Origin of the sequence: Streptomyces sp. NPDC102451 (assembly GCF_044765485.1) — a bacterium.
Classification (GTDB): domain Bacteria; phylum Actinomycetota; class Actinomycetes; order Streptomycetales; family Streptomycetaceae; genus Streptomyces.
Map to the genome: position 1 here is coordinate 413,253 of NZ_JBIWKD010000005.1, position 14,516 is coordinate 427,768.

Annotated in this window: 14 protein-coding genes; 8 read left to right on the forward strand and 6 right to left on the reverse strand. The window is 69.6% G+C overall.

Annotation, left to right across the window (positions count from 1 at the left end; all coding sequences use genetic code 11):
• The first annotated feature begins 63 nt into the window (after positions 1–63).
• The 4 genes from ACIRD8_RS14820 (at position 64) to ACIRD8_RS14835 (ending at position 5,474) form a co-directional block, all read left to right on the forward strand.
• Positions 64–1,215 (forward strand): Gfo/Idh/MocA family protein, encoded by a 1,152-nt coding sequence (locus tag ACIRD8_RS14820; protein ID WP_403990325.1) that lies wholly within the window; start codon positions 64–66, stop codon positions 1,213–1,215.
• Positions 1,212–2,354: a dihydrodipicolinate synthase family protein gene (locus ACIRD8_RS14825; protein WP_403990327.1), complete on the forward strand. Its 1,143-nt coding sequence runs from the start codon at positions 1,212–1,214 to the stop codon at positions 2,352–2,354. The genes ACIRD8_RS14820 and ACIRD8_RS14825 overlap by 4 nt, the downstream gene beginning before the upstream one ends.
• Positions 2,351–3,184, forward strand: coding sequence for a sugar phosphate isomerase/epimerase family protein (locus ACIRD8_RS14830; protein WP_403990330.1), 834 nt, complete (start codon positions 2,351–2,353; stop codon positions 3,182–3,184). The genes ACIRD8_RS14825 and ACIRD8_RS14830 overlap by 4 nt, the downstream gene beginning before the upstream one ends.
• A gap of 349 nt (positions 3,185–3,533) precedes the next feature.
• Positions 3,534–5,474 (forward strand): glycosyltransferase family 2 protein, encoded by a 1,941-nt coding sequence (locus ACIRD8_RS14835; RefSeq protein ID WP_403990332.1) that lies wholly within the window; start codon positions 3,534–3,536, stop codon positions 5,472–5,474.
• Between the two features lie 64 nt (positions 5,475–5,538).
• Here ACIRD8_RS14835 and ACIRD8_RS14840 read toward each other — a convergent pair whose 3' ends face one another.
• The 4 genes from ACIRD8_RS14840 to ACIRD8_RS14855 all read right to left on the reverse strand — a co-directional run bounded on the left by ACIRD8_RS14840 (position 5,539) and on the right by ACIRD8_RS14855 (position 7,980).
• Positions 5,539–5,922 carry a VOC family protein gene (locus tag ACIRD8_RS14840; protein WP_403990335.1) on the reverse strand — a complete coding sequence of 128 codons (384 nt, stop codon included), beginning with the start codon at positions 5,920–5,922 and terminating at the stop codon, positions 5,539–5,541.
• A 79-nt stretch (positions 5,923–6,001) separates the two neighbouring features.
• Positions 6,002–6,613, reverse strand: coding sequence for an ATP-binding protein (locus ACIRD8_RS14845; RefSeq protein ID WP_403990338.1), 612 nt, complete (start codon positions 6,611–6,613; stop codon positions 6,002–6,004).
• Between the two features lie 65 nt (positions 6,614–6,678).
• On the reverse strand, positions 6,679–7,425 hold the full coding sequence (locus ACIRD8_RS14850) for a class I SAM-dependent methyltransferase (RefSeq protein WP_403990341.1): 747 nt from the start codon (positions 7,423–7,425) through the stop codon (positions 6,679–6,681).
• Positions 7,426–7,647: 222 nt separating this feature from the next.
• Positions 7,648–7,980 (reverse strand): hypothetical protein, encoded by a 333-nt coding sequence (locus ACIRD8_RS14855; protein ID WP_403990343.1) that lies wholly within the window; start codon positions 7,978–7,980, stop codon positions 7,648–7,650.
• Positions 7,981–8,243: 263 nt separating this feature from the next.
• On the opposite strand from ACIRD8_RS14855, the gene ACIRD8_RS14860 reads away from it, so the two are divergent.
• Entirely contained in the window at positions 8,244–9,002 is a 759-nt protein-coding gene (locus ACIRD8_RS14860) for a hypothetical protein (RefSeq protein WP_403990346.1), read from the forward strand.
• Complete coding sequence (locus tag ACIRD8_RS14865; protein WP_403990349.1) at positions 8,999–9,388, forward strand: GntR family transcriptional regulator; 390 nt, start codon at positions 8,999–9,001, stop codon at positions 9,386–9,388. The genes ACIRD8_RS14860 and ACIRD8_RS14865 overlap by 4 nt, the downstream gene beginning before the upstream one ends.
• Before the next feature lie 186 nt (positions 9,389–9,574).
• On the opposite strand, the gene ACIRD8_RS14870 is transcribed toward ACIRD8_RS14865, so the two are convergent.
• Positions 9,575–10,045 carry a hypothetical protein gene (locus ACIRD8_RS14870; protein ID WP_403990352.1) on the reverse strand — a complete coding sequence of 157 codons (471 nt, stop codon included), beginning with the start codon at positions 10,043–10,045 and terminating at the stop codon, positions 9,575–9,577.
• A complete protein-coding gene (locus ACIRD8_RS14875) occupies positions 10,042–10,341 on the reverse strand; it encodes a hypothetical protein (protein ID WP_403990356.1) in 300 nt (99 codons plus the stop codon). Before ACIRD8_RS14875 ends, ACIRD8_RS14870 begins: the two co-directional genes overlap by 4 nt.
• A gap of 105 nt (positions 10,342–10,446) precedes the next feature.
• Here ACIRD8_RS14875 and ACIRD8_RS14880 point away from each other — a divergent pair, with 105 nt between their 5' ends.
• The gene (locus tag ACIRD8_RS14880; protein ID WP_403990359.1) at positions 10,447–12,720 is read left to right on the forward strand and encodes an ATP-dependent RecD-like DNA helicase; all 2,274 of its coding nucleotides are present in this window, start codon (positions 10,447–10,449) and stop codon (positions 12,718–12,720) included.
• A 197-nt stretch (positions 12,721–12,917) separates the two neighbouring features.
• Positions 12,918–14,216: a citrate synthase gene (locus tag ACIRD8_RS14885; protein WP_403990362.1), complete on the forward strand. Its 1,299-nt coding sequence runs from the start codon at positions 12,918–12,920 to the stop codon at positions 14,214–14,216.
• Positions 14,217–14,516: the final 300 nt, after the last annotated feature.

The window sequence follows — 14,516 nt, forward strand, 5'->3', positions numbered from 1 at the left end:
TGTCGGCAGGCTAGCGTCATACCGCATAGAAAGCGCTTGCTACGGCTGTATGGAGGAACTTTCGTGACACGCAGGACAGTGCGCATCGCCATGAACGGCGTCACGGGACGCATGGGATACCGGCAGCACCTGGTGCGCTCGATCCTCGCGATCCGCGAGCAGGGCGGCCTCGACCTCGGTGACGGCGACGTGCTGTGGCCCGAACCCGTCCTCGTCGGCCGCCGCGCCCACGCCCTGGAGGCACTCGCCGAGCAGCACGGCCTGACCGAGTGGTCGACGGACCTGGACGCGGTGCTCGCCGACGAGACGATCGACATCTACTTCGACGCCCAGGTCACCTCGGCCCGCGTCGACGCGATCAAGAAGGCCATCGCCGCCGGCAAGCACATCTACACCGAGAAGCCCACCGCCACCGACGTCGAGGGCGCGCTCGAACTGGCCCGCCTCGCCCGCGACGCCGGCATCAAGCACGGCGTCGTCCAGGACAAGATCTTCCTCCCGGGCCTGCTCAAGCTGAAGCGCCTCATCGACGGCGGCTTCTTCGGCGAGATCCTCTCCGTGCGCGGCGAGTTCGGCTACTGGGTCTTCGAAGGCGACTGGCAGGAAGCCCAGCGCCCCTCCTGGAACTACCGTGCGGAGGACGGCGGCGGCATCGTCGTCGACATGTTCCCACACTGGGAGTACGTCCTGCACGAGCTGTTCGGCCAGGTCACCAGCGTCTCGGCGCACGTGCAGACCCACATCCCGCAGCGCTGGGACGAGCAGGGCAAGCCCTACTCCGCCACCGCCGACGACGCCGCGTACGGCACCTTCCAGCTGGCCGGCGGCGCCGTCGCCCAGATCAACTCCTCCTGGGCGGTCCGCGTCAACCGCGACGAACTCGTCGAGTTCCAGGTCGACGGCACCCACGGCTCCGCCGTCGCGGGCCTGCGCAACTGCCGTGTCCAGCACCGCTCGGCCACCCCCAAGCCGGTCTGGAACCCCGACCTCCCGGTCACCGAGCCGTTCCGCGACCAGTGGCAGGAAGTCCCCGACAACGCCGAGTTCGACAACGGCTTCAAGGCCCAGTGGGAGCTGTTCCTCCGCCACATCGTCCTGGACGAGCCCTACACCTGGGACCTGATGGCCGGCGCCCGGGGCGTCCAGCTCGCCGAGCTCGGCCTCAAGTCCTCGGCCGAGGGCCGCCGCTTCGACGTACCGGAGCTGAGCCTGTGACCATCCACCTCCCGCAGGGGCCGTACGAACCCCGGGCCACCCCGCTCGACCTGGCCCACTCCGGGGTACCGCTCGCCTCCCGTACGGTCTTCTCCGCCGCCCACGTCGTCGCCGACCCGGGCGCCGACATCAGCCCCGACGACCCCGCCGCCATCGACTGGGACGCCACCCTCGCCTTCCGGCGGCACCTCTGGTCGCACGGCCTGGGCGTCGCCGAGGCCATGGACACCGCCCAGCGCGGCATGGGCCTGGACTGGGCCGGAGCGGCCGAGCTGATCCGCCGCTCCGCCGCCGAGGCGAAGTCGGTGGGCGGCCGGATCGCCTGCGGCGTCGGCACCGACCAGCTCACCGGCCCCGCCGGCCTGCCCGAGGTGCGCGCCGCGTACGAGGAACAGCTCGCCCTCGTCGAGGAGAGCGGCGCCCAGGCCATCCTGATGGCCTCCCGCGCGCTGGCCGCCGCGGCGAAGGGCCCCGAGGACTACCTGGAGACGTACGCCCATCTCCTGCGCCAGGCCACCGAGCCCGTCGTCCTGCACTGGCTCGGCCCGATGTTCGACCCGGCGCTGGAGGGCTACTGGGGCAGCGCGGACCTCGACGCCGCCACGGACACCTTCCTGAAGGTCATCGCGGAACACCCCGACAAGGTCGACGGCATCAAGATCTCCCTCCTGGACGCCGAGCGCGAGATCGACGTACGACGCCGGCTTCCGAGCGGGGTGCGCTGCTACACCGGGGACGACTTCAACTACCCCGAGCTGATCGCGGGCGACGACCGGGGCTTCAGCCACGCCCTGCTCGGCATCTTCGACCCGCTGGGCCCGCTCGCCGCCCACGCCGTACGGGTCCTGGACACCGGTGACGTGGACGGCTTCCGCGCCCTCCTGGATCCCACGGTCGAGCTGTCCCGCCACCTCTTCCGGGCCCCGACCCGCTTCTACAAGACGGGCGTGGTGTTCCTCGCCTGGCTCGCGGGCCACCAGGACCACTTCACGATGGTCGGCGGCCTCCAGTCCGCCCGCTCGCTGCCGCACCTGGCGAAGGCGTACGAACTGGCCGACCGCCTGGGCCTGTTCCCGGACCCCGAGCTGGCCGAGGCCCGTATGCGCGCCCTGCTCACCGTTTACGGAGGAAGCCGATGACCGCCGATCTCTCCCGCCTGTCCATCAACCAGGAGACGGTCCGGCAGCTCTCCCTGCCGGAGCTCGTCGAGGGCTGCGCCAAGGCCGGCATCGGCCAGGTGGGCCTGTGGCGCGCCCCGGTGCAGGAGTACGGCGTCGAGCGTGCCGGGCAGCTGATGAAGGACGCGGGCCTCACCGTCACCAGCCTGTGCCGCGGCGGCTTCCTCACCGCGTCCGACCCCGACGGACGCGCCCGCGCCCTGGACGACAACCGTGCGGCGGTCGACGAGGCCGCGGGCGTGAACACCGACACCCTGGTCCTGGTCTCCGGCGGACTGCCCGCCGGGGAGAAGGACCTGCACGCCGCCCGCGAGCGGATCGCCGACGCCCTGGCCGAGTTGGCCCCGTACGCCCACGAGCGGGGCATCCGGCTCGCGATCGAGCCGCTGCACCCGATGTTCGCCTCGGACCGCTGCGTCGTCTCGACCCTCTCGCAGGCCCTGGACCTCGCCGAGCGCTTCCCGGCCGAGCAGGTCGGGGTGGTCGTCGACGCCTACCACATCTGGTGGGACGACCAGCTGCCCGCGCAGATCGCGAGGGCGGGCGCGGGCGGCCGGATCCACTCGTTCCAGCTGGCCGACTGGATCACTCCGCTTCCGGCGGGCGTCCTGGTGGGCCGGGGCCAACTGGGTGATGGCTGCGTCGATTTCCGGGCGATGCGCCGACTGGTCGAGGCGACCGGCTTCGACGGTCCGATCGAGGTGGAGATCTTCAACGGGGAGCTCTGGGCCCGCGACGGGGCCGAAGTGATCGCCGAGGTCGCCGCCCGCTACCTGGAACATGCCTGCTGAGAGCGGTTCGACGACGCGAAGGTAAAGAGATCGTCAAGGCGTGCAACCTTTGCGTACCCTCCCCGGTCGTACTCTGCGTCGGGACTTCCGGGGAGGGGTCCGGGGGGACGGGAAGCCCGACGGAGGGGGAAAGCGAGGGGGGTCCGGCCTATGGGCCGGGCCCCATTCCGCTTCCACGAGGCGTTCGTCCGAGACGTTCCGCGAGGACGTCCCGGAAGGCGCATCGTGAGCCGTTCCGTGTGTCGTCCGGGCGGCTCGGAGGAATGGATCCGGGTCCCGGCCCCCTGCCGCCCGGTCCTGTGACGGGCGGCCCGGATGCCTGCGCCCGCACACACCGAAGGTCAGTGGAATGCCGAGAGTCAAAGTCAGCGTGATCGTCCCCGTCCACAACACCGGGAAGTACGTCGACGAGTGCGCGCCGTCGCTGCTCGCGCAGAGCCTCCCTGCCGACGAGTACGAGGTCATCTACGTCGACGACGGGTCCACGGACGACACCCTGGAACGGCTGGAGAAGCTGGCGGCCGGACACCCGCACGTCCAGGTGCACACCCAGCCCAACTCCGGCTGGCCGGGTGCACCGCGCAACCTCGGCATGAAGCACGCCAAGGGCGAGTACGTGCAGTTCGTCGACCACGACGACATGCTCGGAACCGAAGCCCTGGAACGGCTGTACGCGCACGCGACGCGCAACCGGGCCGATGTGGTGATCGGCAAGATGTCCAGCACGATGGTGCGGCCCCGGCGGCTGTTCCGGCACACACTGGACAGCTGCACCATCGAGAACGACGAACTCATGCAGAGCATGTCCCCGCACAAGATGTTCCGGCGGGCCTTCGTCGAGCAGCACGGACTGCGCTTCCCCGAAGGCCCGTGGATCATGGAGGATCTGGCCTTCGTCACCGCCGCCTATCTGAAGGCCGAGCGGATCTCGGTCCTCGCCGACTACCCCTGCTACTACTGGATGAAGCGGGACGACGGGGGCAACAACACCCGCCACCGGTTCAATCCGAAGCACGGGTTCTGGCCCAACCTCCGTACCGTCATCGGCCAGATCAAGGACGGTACCGAGCCCTCCGACGACATCGACGCGTTGCAGAACCGGCTCCTGCACCGTCTGTACCACGTCGAGGTCCTGTCCAGGGCCCGCGAGCCCGAGATCCTGCGTGAGGACCCGGCCGAGCAGCGACGGCGGTTCGGGACGGCCCGTGAGGTGGCGCTGGAGGAGTTCCCGGCCGCCGTGCGGCGTGGGCTGCCCGCGGTGAGCGGGCTGAGGGCCGAACTGCTGGAACGCGGCGACTTCGACGGGGCGTTCGCGTTCGCGGAGCACATCCGCGCCGTGACCGTCCGCAGCACGCTCGGCGCACCGCACTGGCAGGACGGCTGCCTCGTCGCCGACATCACGCTGGAACTGCTGCGCGGCGACGGTGAGCCGGTGGTCCTGACCGGACGCGACGGGACGTGGTGGCTGGACCCGGAACTGCTGACCGGCGTACCGGGGGCGGAGGACGGATGGGAGGTCCACGACCCGTTCCGGACGGCGTACGCCGAACTGGTCGTCAAGGACCGCGACCGGGAGGACTGGTGGTACCCGGAGGGCGACCTGGAGCTCCGGCTCCAGCCCCTGGGGGACGGCCGGTCCCGGCTCGTTGCCTCCGGGCGACTGCGCCTCGACCCGGAGCGGCTGGCCGGCGGGCGGCGGCTCGAACGCGGGGTGTACGACGTGTGGGCGTTCGTCAACCTGCTGGGCGTCGACCGGATGGTCCGGGTGACCGGGCAGGGCGTCCCGAGCGGCCCGGCCGCGGGCCCGGCGCTCACCGGCGGACGGCTCGCGCTCCCGTACTTGACCGCCGGCGTCGGCCAGCTCGCCCTCGACATGGACCAGCGCCTGCGCGGATTCGGCCCCGACACGGCCGGTGCCGCGGCTGCGAACGCGCTGCGCGGCGAGCGGTCGCTCCCGCTGCCGTACGTCGCGGCGGGGCCGGGAGCCCCGGCCCCCGTCAAGGTCACCGTGTCCGCCCTGAAGGTCACCGCCGAAGTGGTCCCCGCCGCTGACGGGCCGACGGCGCTGCTGCGCCTCCCCGCCCGGCTGAAACTCCCGTCCGGACGCCACCCGGTCACCCTGCCGAAGGCGGACGCGCCGGTCGCGTACGCCGTGGTCGGCGACGGCGCACTGCTCCGGCTGGAGGGCCCGGCGTACGAGGCCGGCGCCGGGCGCCGCATCCTCGACACGGTCGCCGACCACCGCCAGGTCCGGCGCGTACGGCGACGGCTGCCCGGCCGGCCGGGCTGAGGCGGCGGAGGCCGGGCGAAGCCGGCCCCACCTTCACCCGGGGGTGAGGCCCGGCCCCACTGGGTCAGGACGGCGCCGCGGCCCGGTCGGATTCGCTGCGCAGGACGCAGAACTCGTTGCCTTCGGGGTCCGCGAGTACGGCCCACCCCGAGCCGTCGGCCTTCCGGCGGTCGGCGACCAGGGTGGCGCCCAGATCCAGCAGCCGTTCGACCTCCTCCTCCCGCGAGGTCTCCGGGCGCAGACACAGGTGGAGCCTGTTCTTGGACGACTTCGGTTCGGGCACCTGGTTGAAGTACAGGAACGGCCCATCCGGCAGCATCACCTGAGTCTCCGCCACTCCCGGCCCGTCGTCCGGGTGCAACGGGTGGCCGGTCACCCCGCTCCAGAACCGGGCCAGTTCATAGGCATCCGCACAGTCGATCGCCACGTTCTGCAATACCGAGACCATGAGGACGAGCCTGCCTGAGCGGTGCGCCGCCTGTCACGCCTTCGCCTCGCTGCCCTCGTGGCCGTACGGGATTCAGCGGTCAGGGCCGTACCTCCACGGCCAGATGGGGCCACGCCGTGGCCAGTGCGACGGCATCGCCCCGCGACCAGCCCTCCGCACGCAGGCGTTCACCGGGGCGGAAGTGGACGGTCGTCCCGGTCGTCCCGTCGTCGGGCACGGCCTCCAGACCGGTCACGGGGACGCCGTGCTCGTAACGCTGGGTCCAGGATCCGTTGTGCCGGCGGTTGGTGTGGACGAGCCGTTCACTGAGCGCGGCGACCACCGACATGCCTCGGCGTGGATGGCCGTCAGGGAGGATCTGGGCCTCGGGGGAGTCGAAGAACCGCAGGTCCTTGGTGGCCATCACCGGCTTCTTGACGACCTGGCCGTCCTCGTCGAACCGGGTGTCGGTGCCCCGCCCTTCATCCGCGACGGACACGGAACCGTCGGGGTGGAGCGTGACACGGCAGCGTCCTCCGTCGCCGCACTCCGCCTCGTCGGCCGCATAGGCGACGACCTCGAGCACCAGATGCCAGGTGCCGCCAGGGGCGAACGCGACCGGGTCCCGCCGGATGCCCGACAGGTGAGCGAGATCCACGGCGTTGGCCCAGTCGTGCGTCGTGTTGCGCCAGAAAGCTCTTGAGGTATCCACCGGTCATCTCCACCCAGTCGCGTGATCGCCGCAGGGGCCACCACTTCGGGAACAGGTACGCGGCGTCATGGACCGAGTCGCCGGTACTCGTCCGGCATTCTGAAAAGCGCGGCCCAGAGGAAGCCCTCACCGAAGCAGGTGGAACTCGACGGCTCGTTCCGCATCCGGCGTAGTTCGACCTCCTCCATTCCCTCGAAGGTCCAGCGCAGCGACTCCGGTGTGAAGGCAAGACCGCCCTGCAGCCCGCCTGAGCCGTAGAGTTCGGCGTCCGGCAGCTCGGAACCCATCGCCCCCGAGGCGAAGCAACTGAGGGCGAGGTACCCGCCGGGGGCCAAGGACCGTTCCACCAGCTGCAGGTAGCTGACGCGCCGGTGCGGCGGCAGGTGGTGGAAGCAGCCGGAGTCGTTGATCAGTTCGTACGGGCCGGCGGGTGCGCCTTCGGCGAAGGCGTCGCCGCAGTGGAAGCGGATGTCCGCGCCCGCCTCCAGGGCACGCTCCTTCGCCCAGGCGATGGCGCCGGACGACAGATCGACGGCGTCCACCTGGAAGCCGCGCGAGGCGAGCCACAGCGCGTTGCGCCCCGGGCCGCATCCGAGGTCGAGGGCACGCCCCGGTGGGACCAGCCCCCGCTCGACGTACGAGACGAGACTCTCGTCGGGCTTCGCGACGAAGAACGGCACAGGCTTCGACCGGTCCTCGTAGAAGCCGTCCCACCAGTCGCCCGCCCGCTCGGTCCACCGGTCGGCCTCCGGCGCGAACAGGCCGTCCATGAGCGTCAGTACGTCATCCATCGAGCGTATGTTCCGGCGCATCCGGACTCCCTTCCCGCTGCCTGAATTTTAGGCGCGGGCGATCCATGAGGCCAGGTCGGACCGTATGTGCGGGGTGCTCCACAGGCATCAGGAAGGGTGGCGCGAAAGGGAATGGCCCCCAGCCCCGACCCCCGTACGCGCACCCTTCCAGGCCCCCACGGAAGGCCCCTACGGGGGGAGTTCCGGCTCCGCCGGGGCGTGTTTCTCCACGGGTCGGAGGCATCACCACTTGTCGCCGACTCGGACCTTGTCCCACTTGCTCTTCGATATGCACAACTCGTGCTCGTCGTCGTTCAGTTCGATCTGCCAGCACTCCAGCTCACGGTGCGAGACACGCTTGCTGCCCGTCTTCACCGTGCGGCAGGACTTCTTGGACTTGCCGTCCTTCCGGCTCGTGGAGCACTGCCTCTTGGTGACCGGCTTGTGGCTCCACGTGGTGTGGGCCGCCTTGTGCTCCTCCGTGATCGTGCCGTGCACCTCGTCGCTGCCGCAGGCGGCCAGGAGGAGGGCGGCGACGGGTATCGCGGTCAGGGCGGCTGTCCGGCGGACGAACATGGGCGATTTCTTTACGGCACAGTGCGAATGCCGGGCCGGACGGGGGTTGGGCGACGGCGTCGGACGGGGTGCAGCTCAGGGAGGTGGCCGGGATCGCGCGAGGGGCGGGGTGGTAGGCCCGGCGCGGTCGCGGCGGCCCCACCCGCTTGTTCCGTGGCGCGGGGTGGCTTAGGCGTGCGCAAGTGTGTCAACTCCTTGACACGGTTTGGGTTTTCCGGAATTGTGTCAAGCAGTTGATACGCCTGGTGGGGGAAGGGATCGTTATGGCTGCTGCCGCAAGAACGGTAGGCGCCTGGAGGGCGGGGCTGCTCGTGCCCGTGCGATGGGCCGGTGTGGTGACCGGTCTGGCTGTCAACGCGATCGTCACCTTCAGCCCTGAGCCTGATGTGGATCTGCTCTACGGAATCCCCGTGTTCGGACTGTGCGTCATGGCCGGCGTGTTCGCGGCGGACATCGTCGCGCGACCGAGTGGTGGCTGGCACCGAGCAGCCGAAGTGACGCCACGCAGGATCCGGGACTACGTGCCCCGATCTCTTACGGCTGTGCTGGCCGCGCAGGCTGTCGCCCTGCCGGTCATCCTGGTCGTCGCCGCCGCGACGGCCTCGGCAGACTCCGGCGGTCGCCCGGGGCGCGCCCTGTCCGTCACCTGCGCCGCCGGAACCCACTTGCTCTCACCCTGGCCCGGCCCCTACTACGCCTGGCCGGCGCTCGGCGGCCTCACTTTGGGCACCGTCGCCTGCGTTCTGCTGCTGCGTCGTGTCACCGTACGTTCCGGCAGCGATGATCAACGCCGCGTCAACGCCAGAGCGGCTGTCGGTGCGTGGGGAGTGCTGGTGAGCGCCCCTCTCTTCGCCGTTTCCGTGACGGCGGGCTTTGTGATGCTGAGCATGCCCTGTGGGGGGACGATGACAGTTCTGGCGCTCTGGGGGCTGGCCTTCGCCGCCCTCGCCTCCGTCCTGACCGCAGGCCACTGCCTGGGGGTCCTCCTGCTGCCGCAGGCCTACGTCAAGGTCCAGGCATGACGGTCGACGGGCTCAGTATCAGAGTCAGTCACGCGTCTCCCGTCCCGCCGTACGAACAGATCCGAGCCCAGTTGGCCGATCTGATCTCGGTCGGCCGACTGGGACAGGGGGCCAGGCTGCCGTCCGTACGCCAGCTGGCCTCCGACCTCGGGCTGGCCAACAACACGGTGGTGCGGGCCTACCGCGAACTGGAGGCCGCAGGCCTCGTCAAGAGCCGCCGAGGCTCCGGTACGCAGGTCATCGCCCCGCCGGCCGCCACCGACACCAAGGTGAAACTGGGGGAGTACGCACGCAGCTATGCCGCCGCCGTGAGGCACCTCGATGCCACCGACGAGGATGCCCTTGCCGCCGTCCGTCATGCTCTCGCCAGTTTCGGCGACCTGTGACCCAGGCATCAGGATTCGTGTCGCTTGTCCAACACGGCCGTGCTCGATGCCGACGACTTCTGTCGAGCCGCCTGGGTGCAGCCGTAGCGGCCATCGACCACTGGTTCCACGAAGAACCCTTCCGTCGTGTCGCCGAACTGGCCGCCACGGCAAGACCCTGAAGGCGCAGCGGGGCGAACTCCCGGATCAGATGGCCACGGCTGAGATAGCGGCCCCTGGCAGCGTGGCGGCGTATGCCTCGATGTCGTCGGTGTCGGAGGTCAGCACGGCACCTCCGCCGTGTGCGGCGGCGATGTGGACGGCCAGCGCATCCACCGGGTCCGGGCGCTTCTTGGGAGGCAGCGCGGCGGCACCGATCATGTCGCCGAGCGTTTTCCAGTCCTCGATGGTCATTCCCCCCGCACAGGGAAGGCAACGGGGCGCCTGGTCCACGGGGAAGCGGGTCCTGGCTCCGGGGTGGACGACGACGTCGGCGAGGATCCGGTTCCACGCGTAGGCCGTCTTCGGGCTCGTTCGCCAGGCCTGTGAGAGGGCGGGACCAGGGACGATCGGCTGGTGTCCGCCGGCTGAGACGAAGCCCTTGTGCAGGATGTGCGCCCGGCGGTCCTGGCTCACCAGCGCCATCAGCATGCCGGTGTCGTAGACGACAACGGTCACGCGGCGGCCTCATCGTGGGAGGACCGGCCGAGAATGGCTTCGACCTCAGCCCGTTCCTCCCTGCTCGGTTCGATGTCGTCGCCCGCCCACGTGCCGGTGCCTGCTTGCTCCTCGGCCTCCGCGCGGGCATCCTCGAACGGCTTGAAGATCCTCCTGACGCGGTCCTGCTGGTCCATCTGCGTCTGGGCGGCGATCGTGAGGAATGTGGAGACGTCGAGTCCGGCGTCCGCCGCATGTTCTCTGATCCGGTCGCGGACCTCGGCCGACATGCTGATGGAAAAGCGCTCGGTTGCCATGACGCCACGGTAACACCGAGTGTTACGCAACGTCTCGCGTTCGGTGGTACGTCAGCTTCCGGCGCGGCCCACCCGATGTCAGCCTCGCCCGGTACCGTCACGAACATGTCCACCAGGTCTTCCACGACGTCCTCCACGACATCGTCCACGCCGAACATGGCCGTCCTCGAAGGGGTCCTGGAGCGGATCACGTACGCCAACGAGGAGAACGGCTACACGGTCGCGCGCGTCGACACCGGGCGCGGGGCGGGCGACCTGCTCACCGTCGTCGGTTCGCTGCTCGGTGCGCAGCCCGGTGAGTCGCTGCGGATGGAGGGGCGTTGGAGCTCCCACTCGCAGTACGGCAAGCAGTTCACCGTCGAGAACTACACGACGATCCTGCCCGCCACCATCCAGGGCATCCGGCGTTACCTGGGCTCCGGCCTGATCAAGGGCATCGGCCCCGTCATGGCCGACCGCATCACCACTCACTTCGGCGTCGACACCCTGGACATCATCGAGCAGCAGCCGAAGCGGCTCGTCGAGGTGCCCGGGCTCGGGCCGAAGCGGACGAAGATGATCGCCGCGGCCTGGGAGGAGCAGAAGGCGATCAAGGAGGTCATGGTCTTCCTCCAGAGCGTCGGGGTCTCCACCTCCATCGCCGTCCGCATCTACAAGAAGTACGAGGACGCCTCGATCTCCGTCGTGAAGAACCAGCCCTACCGGCTGGCCGCCGACGTCTGGGGCATCGGCTTCCTCACCGCCGACCGCATCGCCCAGGCCGTCGGCATCCCGCACGACAGCCCCGAGCGGGTCAAGGCCGGACTCCAGTACGCCCTGTCGCAGTCCACCGACCAGGGGAACTGCTTCCTCCCCGAGGAGCGGCTGATCGCCGACGGGGTGAAGCTGCTCCAGGTCGACACCGGGCTGGTCATCGACTGCCTGGCCGAGCTCGCGGAGGATCCGGAGGGCGTCGTACGGGAGAAGGTGCCGGGCCCCGAGGACGGGCAGCCGGTCACCGCCGTGTACCTGGTCCCCTTCCACCGCGCCGAGCTCTCCCTCGCCGCCCAGGTGCGGCGTCTGCTGCGGGCGCCGGAGGACCGGATGCCGGCCTTCGGGGACGTCGACTGGGACAAGGCGCTGTCCTGGCTCTCCGGGCGTACGGGGGCGAAGCTGGCGCCCGAGCAGGAGGCGGCCGTCCGGCTGGCCCTCACCGAGAAGGTCGCCGTGCTGACGGGCGGTCCCGGCTGCGGGAAGTCCTTCACCGTCCGCTCCGTCGTCGAGCTGGCCCGCGCCAAGAACGCGAAAGTGGTGCTGGCCGCCCCCACCGGGCGGGCCGCGAAGCGGCTCTCGGAGCTGACCGGCGCCGAGGCGTCCACCGTGCACCGGCTGCTGGAGCTGAAGCCCGGCGGGGACGCGGCGTACGACCGTGACCGTCCGCTCGACGCCGATCTGGTCGTCGTGGACGAGGCCTCGATGCTCGATCTGCTGCTCGCCAACAAGCTGATCAAGGCGGTGGCACCCGGTGCCCATCTCCTGCTGGTCGGCGATGTGGACCAGCTGCCGTCGGTCGGCGCCGGGGAGGTGCTGCGGGACCTGCTCGCCGAGGGCGGCCCGGTCCCGGCGGTCCGGCTGACCACCATCTTCCGGCAGGCCCAGAAGTCCGGCGTCGTCACCAACGCCCACCGCATCAACTCCGGGGTGCCGCCGCTGACCCAGGGCCTGGACGACTTCTTCCTCTTCGTGGAGGACGAGACGGAGGACGCCGGGGTGCTCGCCGTCGATGTCGCGGCCCGCCGCATCCCCGCCAAGTTCGGCCTGAACCCGCGCCGTGACGTGCAGGTCCTCGCCCCGATGCACCGTGGCCCGGCAGGCGCAGGCCATCTCAACGGACTGCTCCAGCAGGCCATCACCCCGGGCCGCCCCGGCCTGCCCGAGAAGCGGTTCGGAGGCCGGGTCTTCCGGGTCGGCGACAAGGTGACGCAGATTCGGAACAACTATGACAAAGGGGAGAATGGCGTCTTCAACGGTACGGTCGGTGTCGTCACCGCTCTCGACGCGGACGAGCAGACGCTGACGGTTCTCACGGACGAGGACGAGGAGATCGCGTACGACTTCGACGAACTGGACGAGCTCGCCCATGCCTACGCGATGACCATCCACCGCTCGCAGGGCAGCGAGTACCCGGCGGTCGTCATCCCGGTCACCACCAGCGCCTGGATGATGCTGCAACGGAACCTGCTGTACACGGCGGTGACCCGCGCCAAGAAGCTGGTCGTGCTGGTCGGTTCGCGCAAGGCCATCGGTCAGGCCGTCCGCACGGTTTCCGCAGGCAGGCGCTGCACGGCGCTGGATTTCCGGCTCCGTGGCGGGGCGTCGGAAGACTTCCCGGAAAAATGATCGATCAAAACGGTGGGAAACATCACTGAGCCCTTCCGGAACCGGAGGGGAGGGGGCAGGATGAGAAAGTTGACGGCACTCAGTGCCGTCAGTAGGTCCAATGGACGACCCCGAGTGCACTCTCCTGAGCCAAATGGGGGAGGGTGGAGACAGTCAGGGCACCTCGAAGAAGAGGCACTACGTCGGTGAGGGATGACGTGAGCGAGCACACCAACAACGCTGTAGTACTGCGGTACGGCGATGACGAGTACACCTACCCGGTGATCGACAGCACCGTCGGCGACAAGGGCTTCGATATCGGGAAGCTCCGGGCCAATACGGGCCTGGTCACGCTGGACAGCGGATACGGCAACACAGCCGCCTATAAATCCGCCATCACCTACCTCGACGGTGAACAGGGCATCCTGCGCTACCGCGGCTACCCGATCGAGCAGCTCGCCGAGAGCTCGACGTTCCTCGAGGTCGCCTACACGCTGATCAACGGTGACCTTCCCAAGGTCGACGAGCTGTCGGACTTCAAGAACGAGATCACCCAGCACACGCTGCTGCACGAGGACGTCAAGCGCTTCTTCGACGGCTTCCCGCGCGACGCCCACCCGATGGCCATGCTGTCCTCGGTCGTCAGCGCGCTGTCCACCTTCTACCAGGACAGCCACAACCCGTTCGACGAGGAGCAGCGTCACCTCTCGACGATCCGGCTGCTGGCCAAGCTCCCGACCATCGCGGCGTACGCGTACAAGAAGTCGATCGGTCACCCGTTCGTCTACCCGCGTAACGACCTCGGCTACGTCGAGAATTTCCTGCGGATGACCTTCTCCGTCCCGGCCCAGGAGTACGTGCCGGACCCGGTCGTCGTCTCCGCGCTGGAGAAGCTGCTCATCCTGCACGCGGACCACGAGCAGAACTGTTCGACCTCCACCGTGCGTCTGGTCGGCTCCTCGCAGGCGAACATGTTCGCCTCGATCTCCGCCGGCATCTCGGCCCTGTGGGGCCCGCTGCACGGTGGCGCCAACCAGTCGGTGCTGGAGATGCTCGAAGGCATCCAGGCCAACGGCGGCGACGTCGACTCCTTCATCCAGAAGGTGAAGAACAAGGAGGACGGCGTCCGCCTGATGGGCTTCGGCCACCGGGTGTACAAGTCCTTCGACCCGCGCGCCAAGATCATCAAGGCCGCCGCCCACGATGTGCTGTCCTCGCTCGGCAAGTCCGACGAGCTGCTCGACATCGCGCTCAAGCTGGAGGAGCACGCGCTCTCCGACGAGTACTTCGTCTCGCGCAACCTCTACCCCAACGTGGACTTCTACACGGGCCTGATCTACCGCGCCATGGGCTTCCCGACGGAGATGTTCACCGTGCTGTTCGCGCTCGGCCGGCTCCCCGGCTGGATCGCCCAGTGGCACGAGATGATCAAGGAGCCGGGATCCCGCATCGGCCGCCCGCGCCAGATCTACACCGGCGAGGTCCTGCGCGACTTCGTCCCGGTCGAGGGCCGCTGACGCCCGACCACCCGCCGGTTCCGCCTCGCGGAGCCGCTTGCGCGCCGGGCCCCTGAGGCCCTCTGCCTTCGCCCCGTACCGTGCTCGGACATCGAGCGCGGTGTACGGGGCGATTCGGCGTTCCAGGGGCGGCCGGGAGGCGGCCTGGGCCACGGAACGCGAGAAGCGCCCCGCCTGTCGATCCCCCCACGGGTCGACGGACAGGGCGCTTCCCATATCCCGGAGCGGATTCCCCCCACGGGATCCGGCCGGGCGTCTGCGCGGGAGCCTGAACTCCCTTGGTCCTACGGATGGTGCGTA

Coding starts and splice junctions, on each gene's coding strand:
- ACIRD8_RS14830 (WP_403990330.1), top strand. CDS start 2,351: ATGACCGCCGATCTCTCCCGCCTGTCCATCAACCAGGAGACGGTCCGG.
- ACIRD8_RS14840 (WP_403990335.1), bottom strand. CDS start 5,922: ATGGTCTCGGTATTGCAGAACGTGGCGATCGACTGTGCGGATGCCTAT.
- ACIRD8_RS14850 (WP_403990341.1), bottom strand. CDS start 7,425: ATGCGCCGGAACATACGCTCGATGGATGACGTACTGACGCTCATGGAC.
- ACIRD8_RS14865 (WP_403990349.1), top strand. CDS start 8,999: ATGACGGTCGACGGGCTCAGTATCAGAGTCAGTCACGCGTCTCCCGTC.
- ACIRD8_RS14855 (WP_403990343.1), bottom strand. CDS start 7,980: ATGTTCGTCCGCCGGACAGCCGCCCTGACCGCGATACCCGTCGCCGCC.
- ACIRD8_RS14835 (WP_403990332.1), top strand. CDS start 3,534: ATGCCGAGAGTCAAAGTCAGCGTGATCGTCCCCGTCCACAACACCGGG.
- ACIRD8_RS14880 (WP_403990359.1), top strand. CDS start 10,447: ATGTCCACCAGGTCTTCCACGACGTCCTCCACGACATCGTCCACGCCG.
- ACIRD8_RS14875 (WP_403990356.1), bottom strand. CDS start 10,341: ATGGCAACCGAGCGCTTTTCCATCAGCATGTCGGCCGAGGTCCGCGAC.
- ACIRD8_RS14860 (WP_403990346.1), top strand. CDS start 8,244: ATGGCTGCTGCCGCAAGAACGGTAGGCGCCTGGAGGGCGGGGCTGCTC.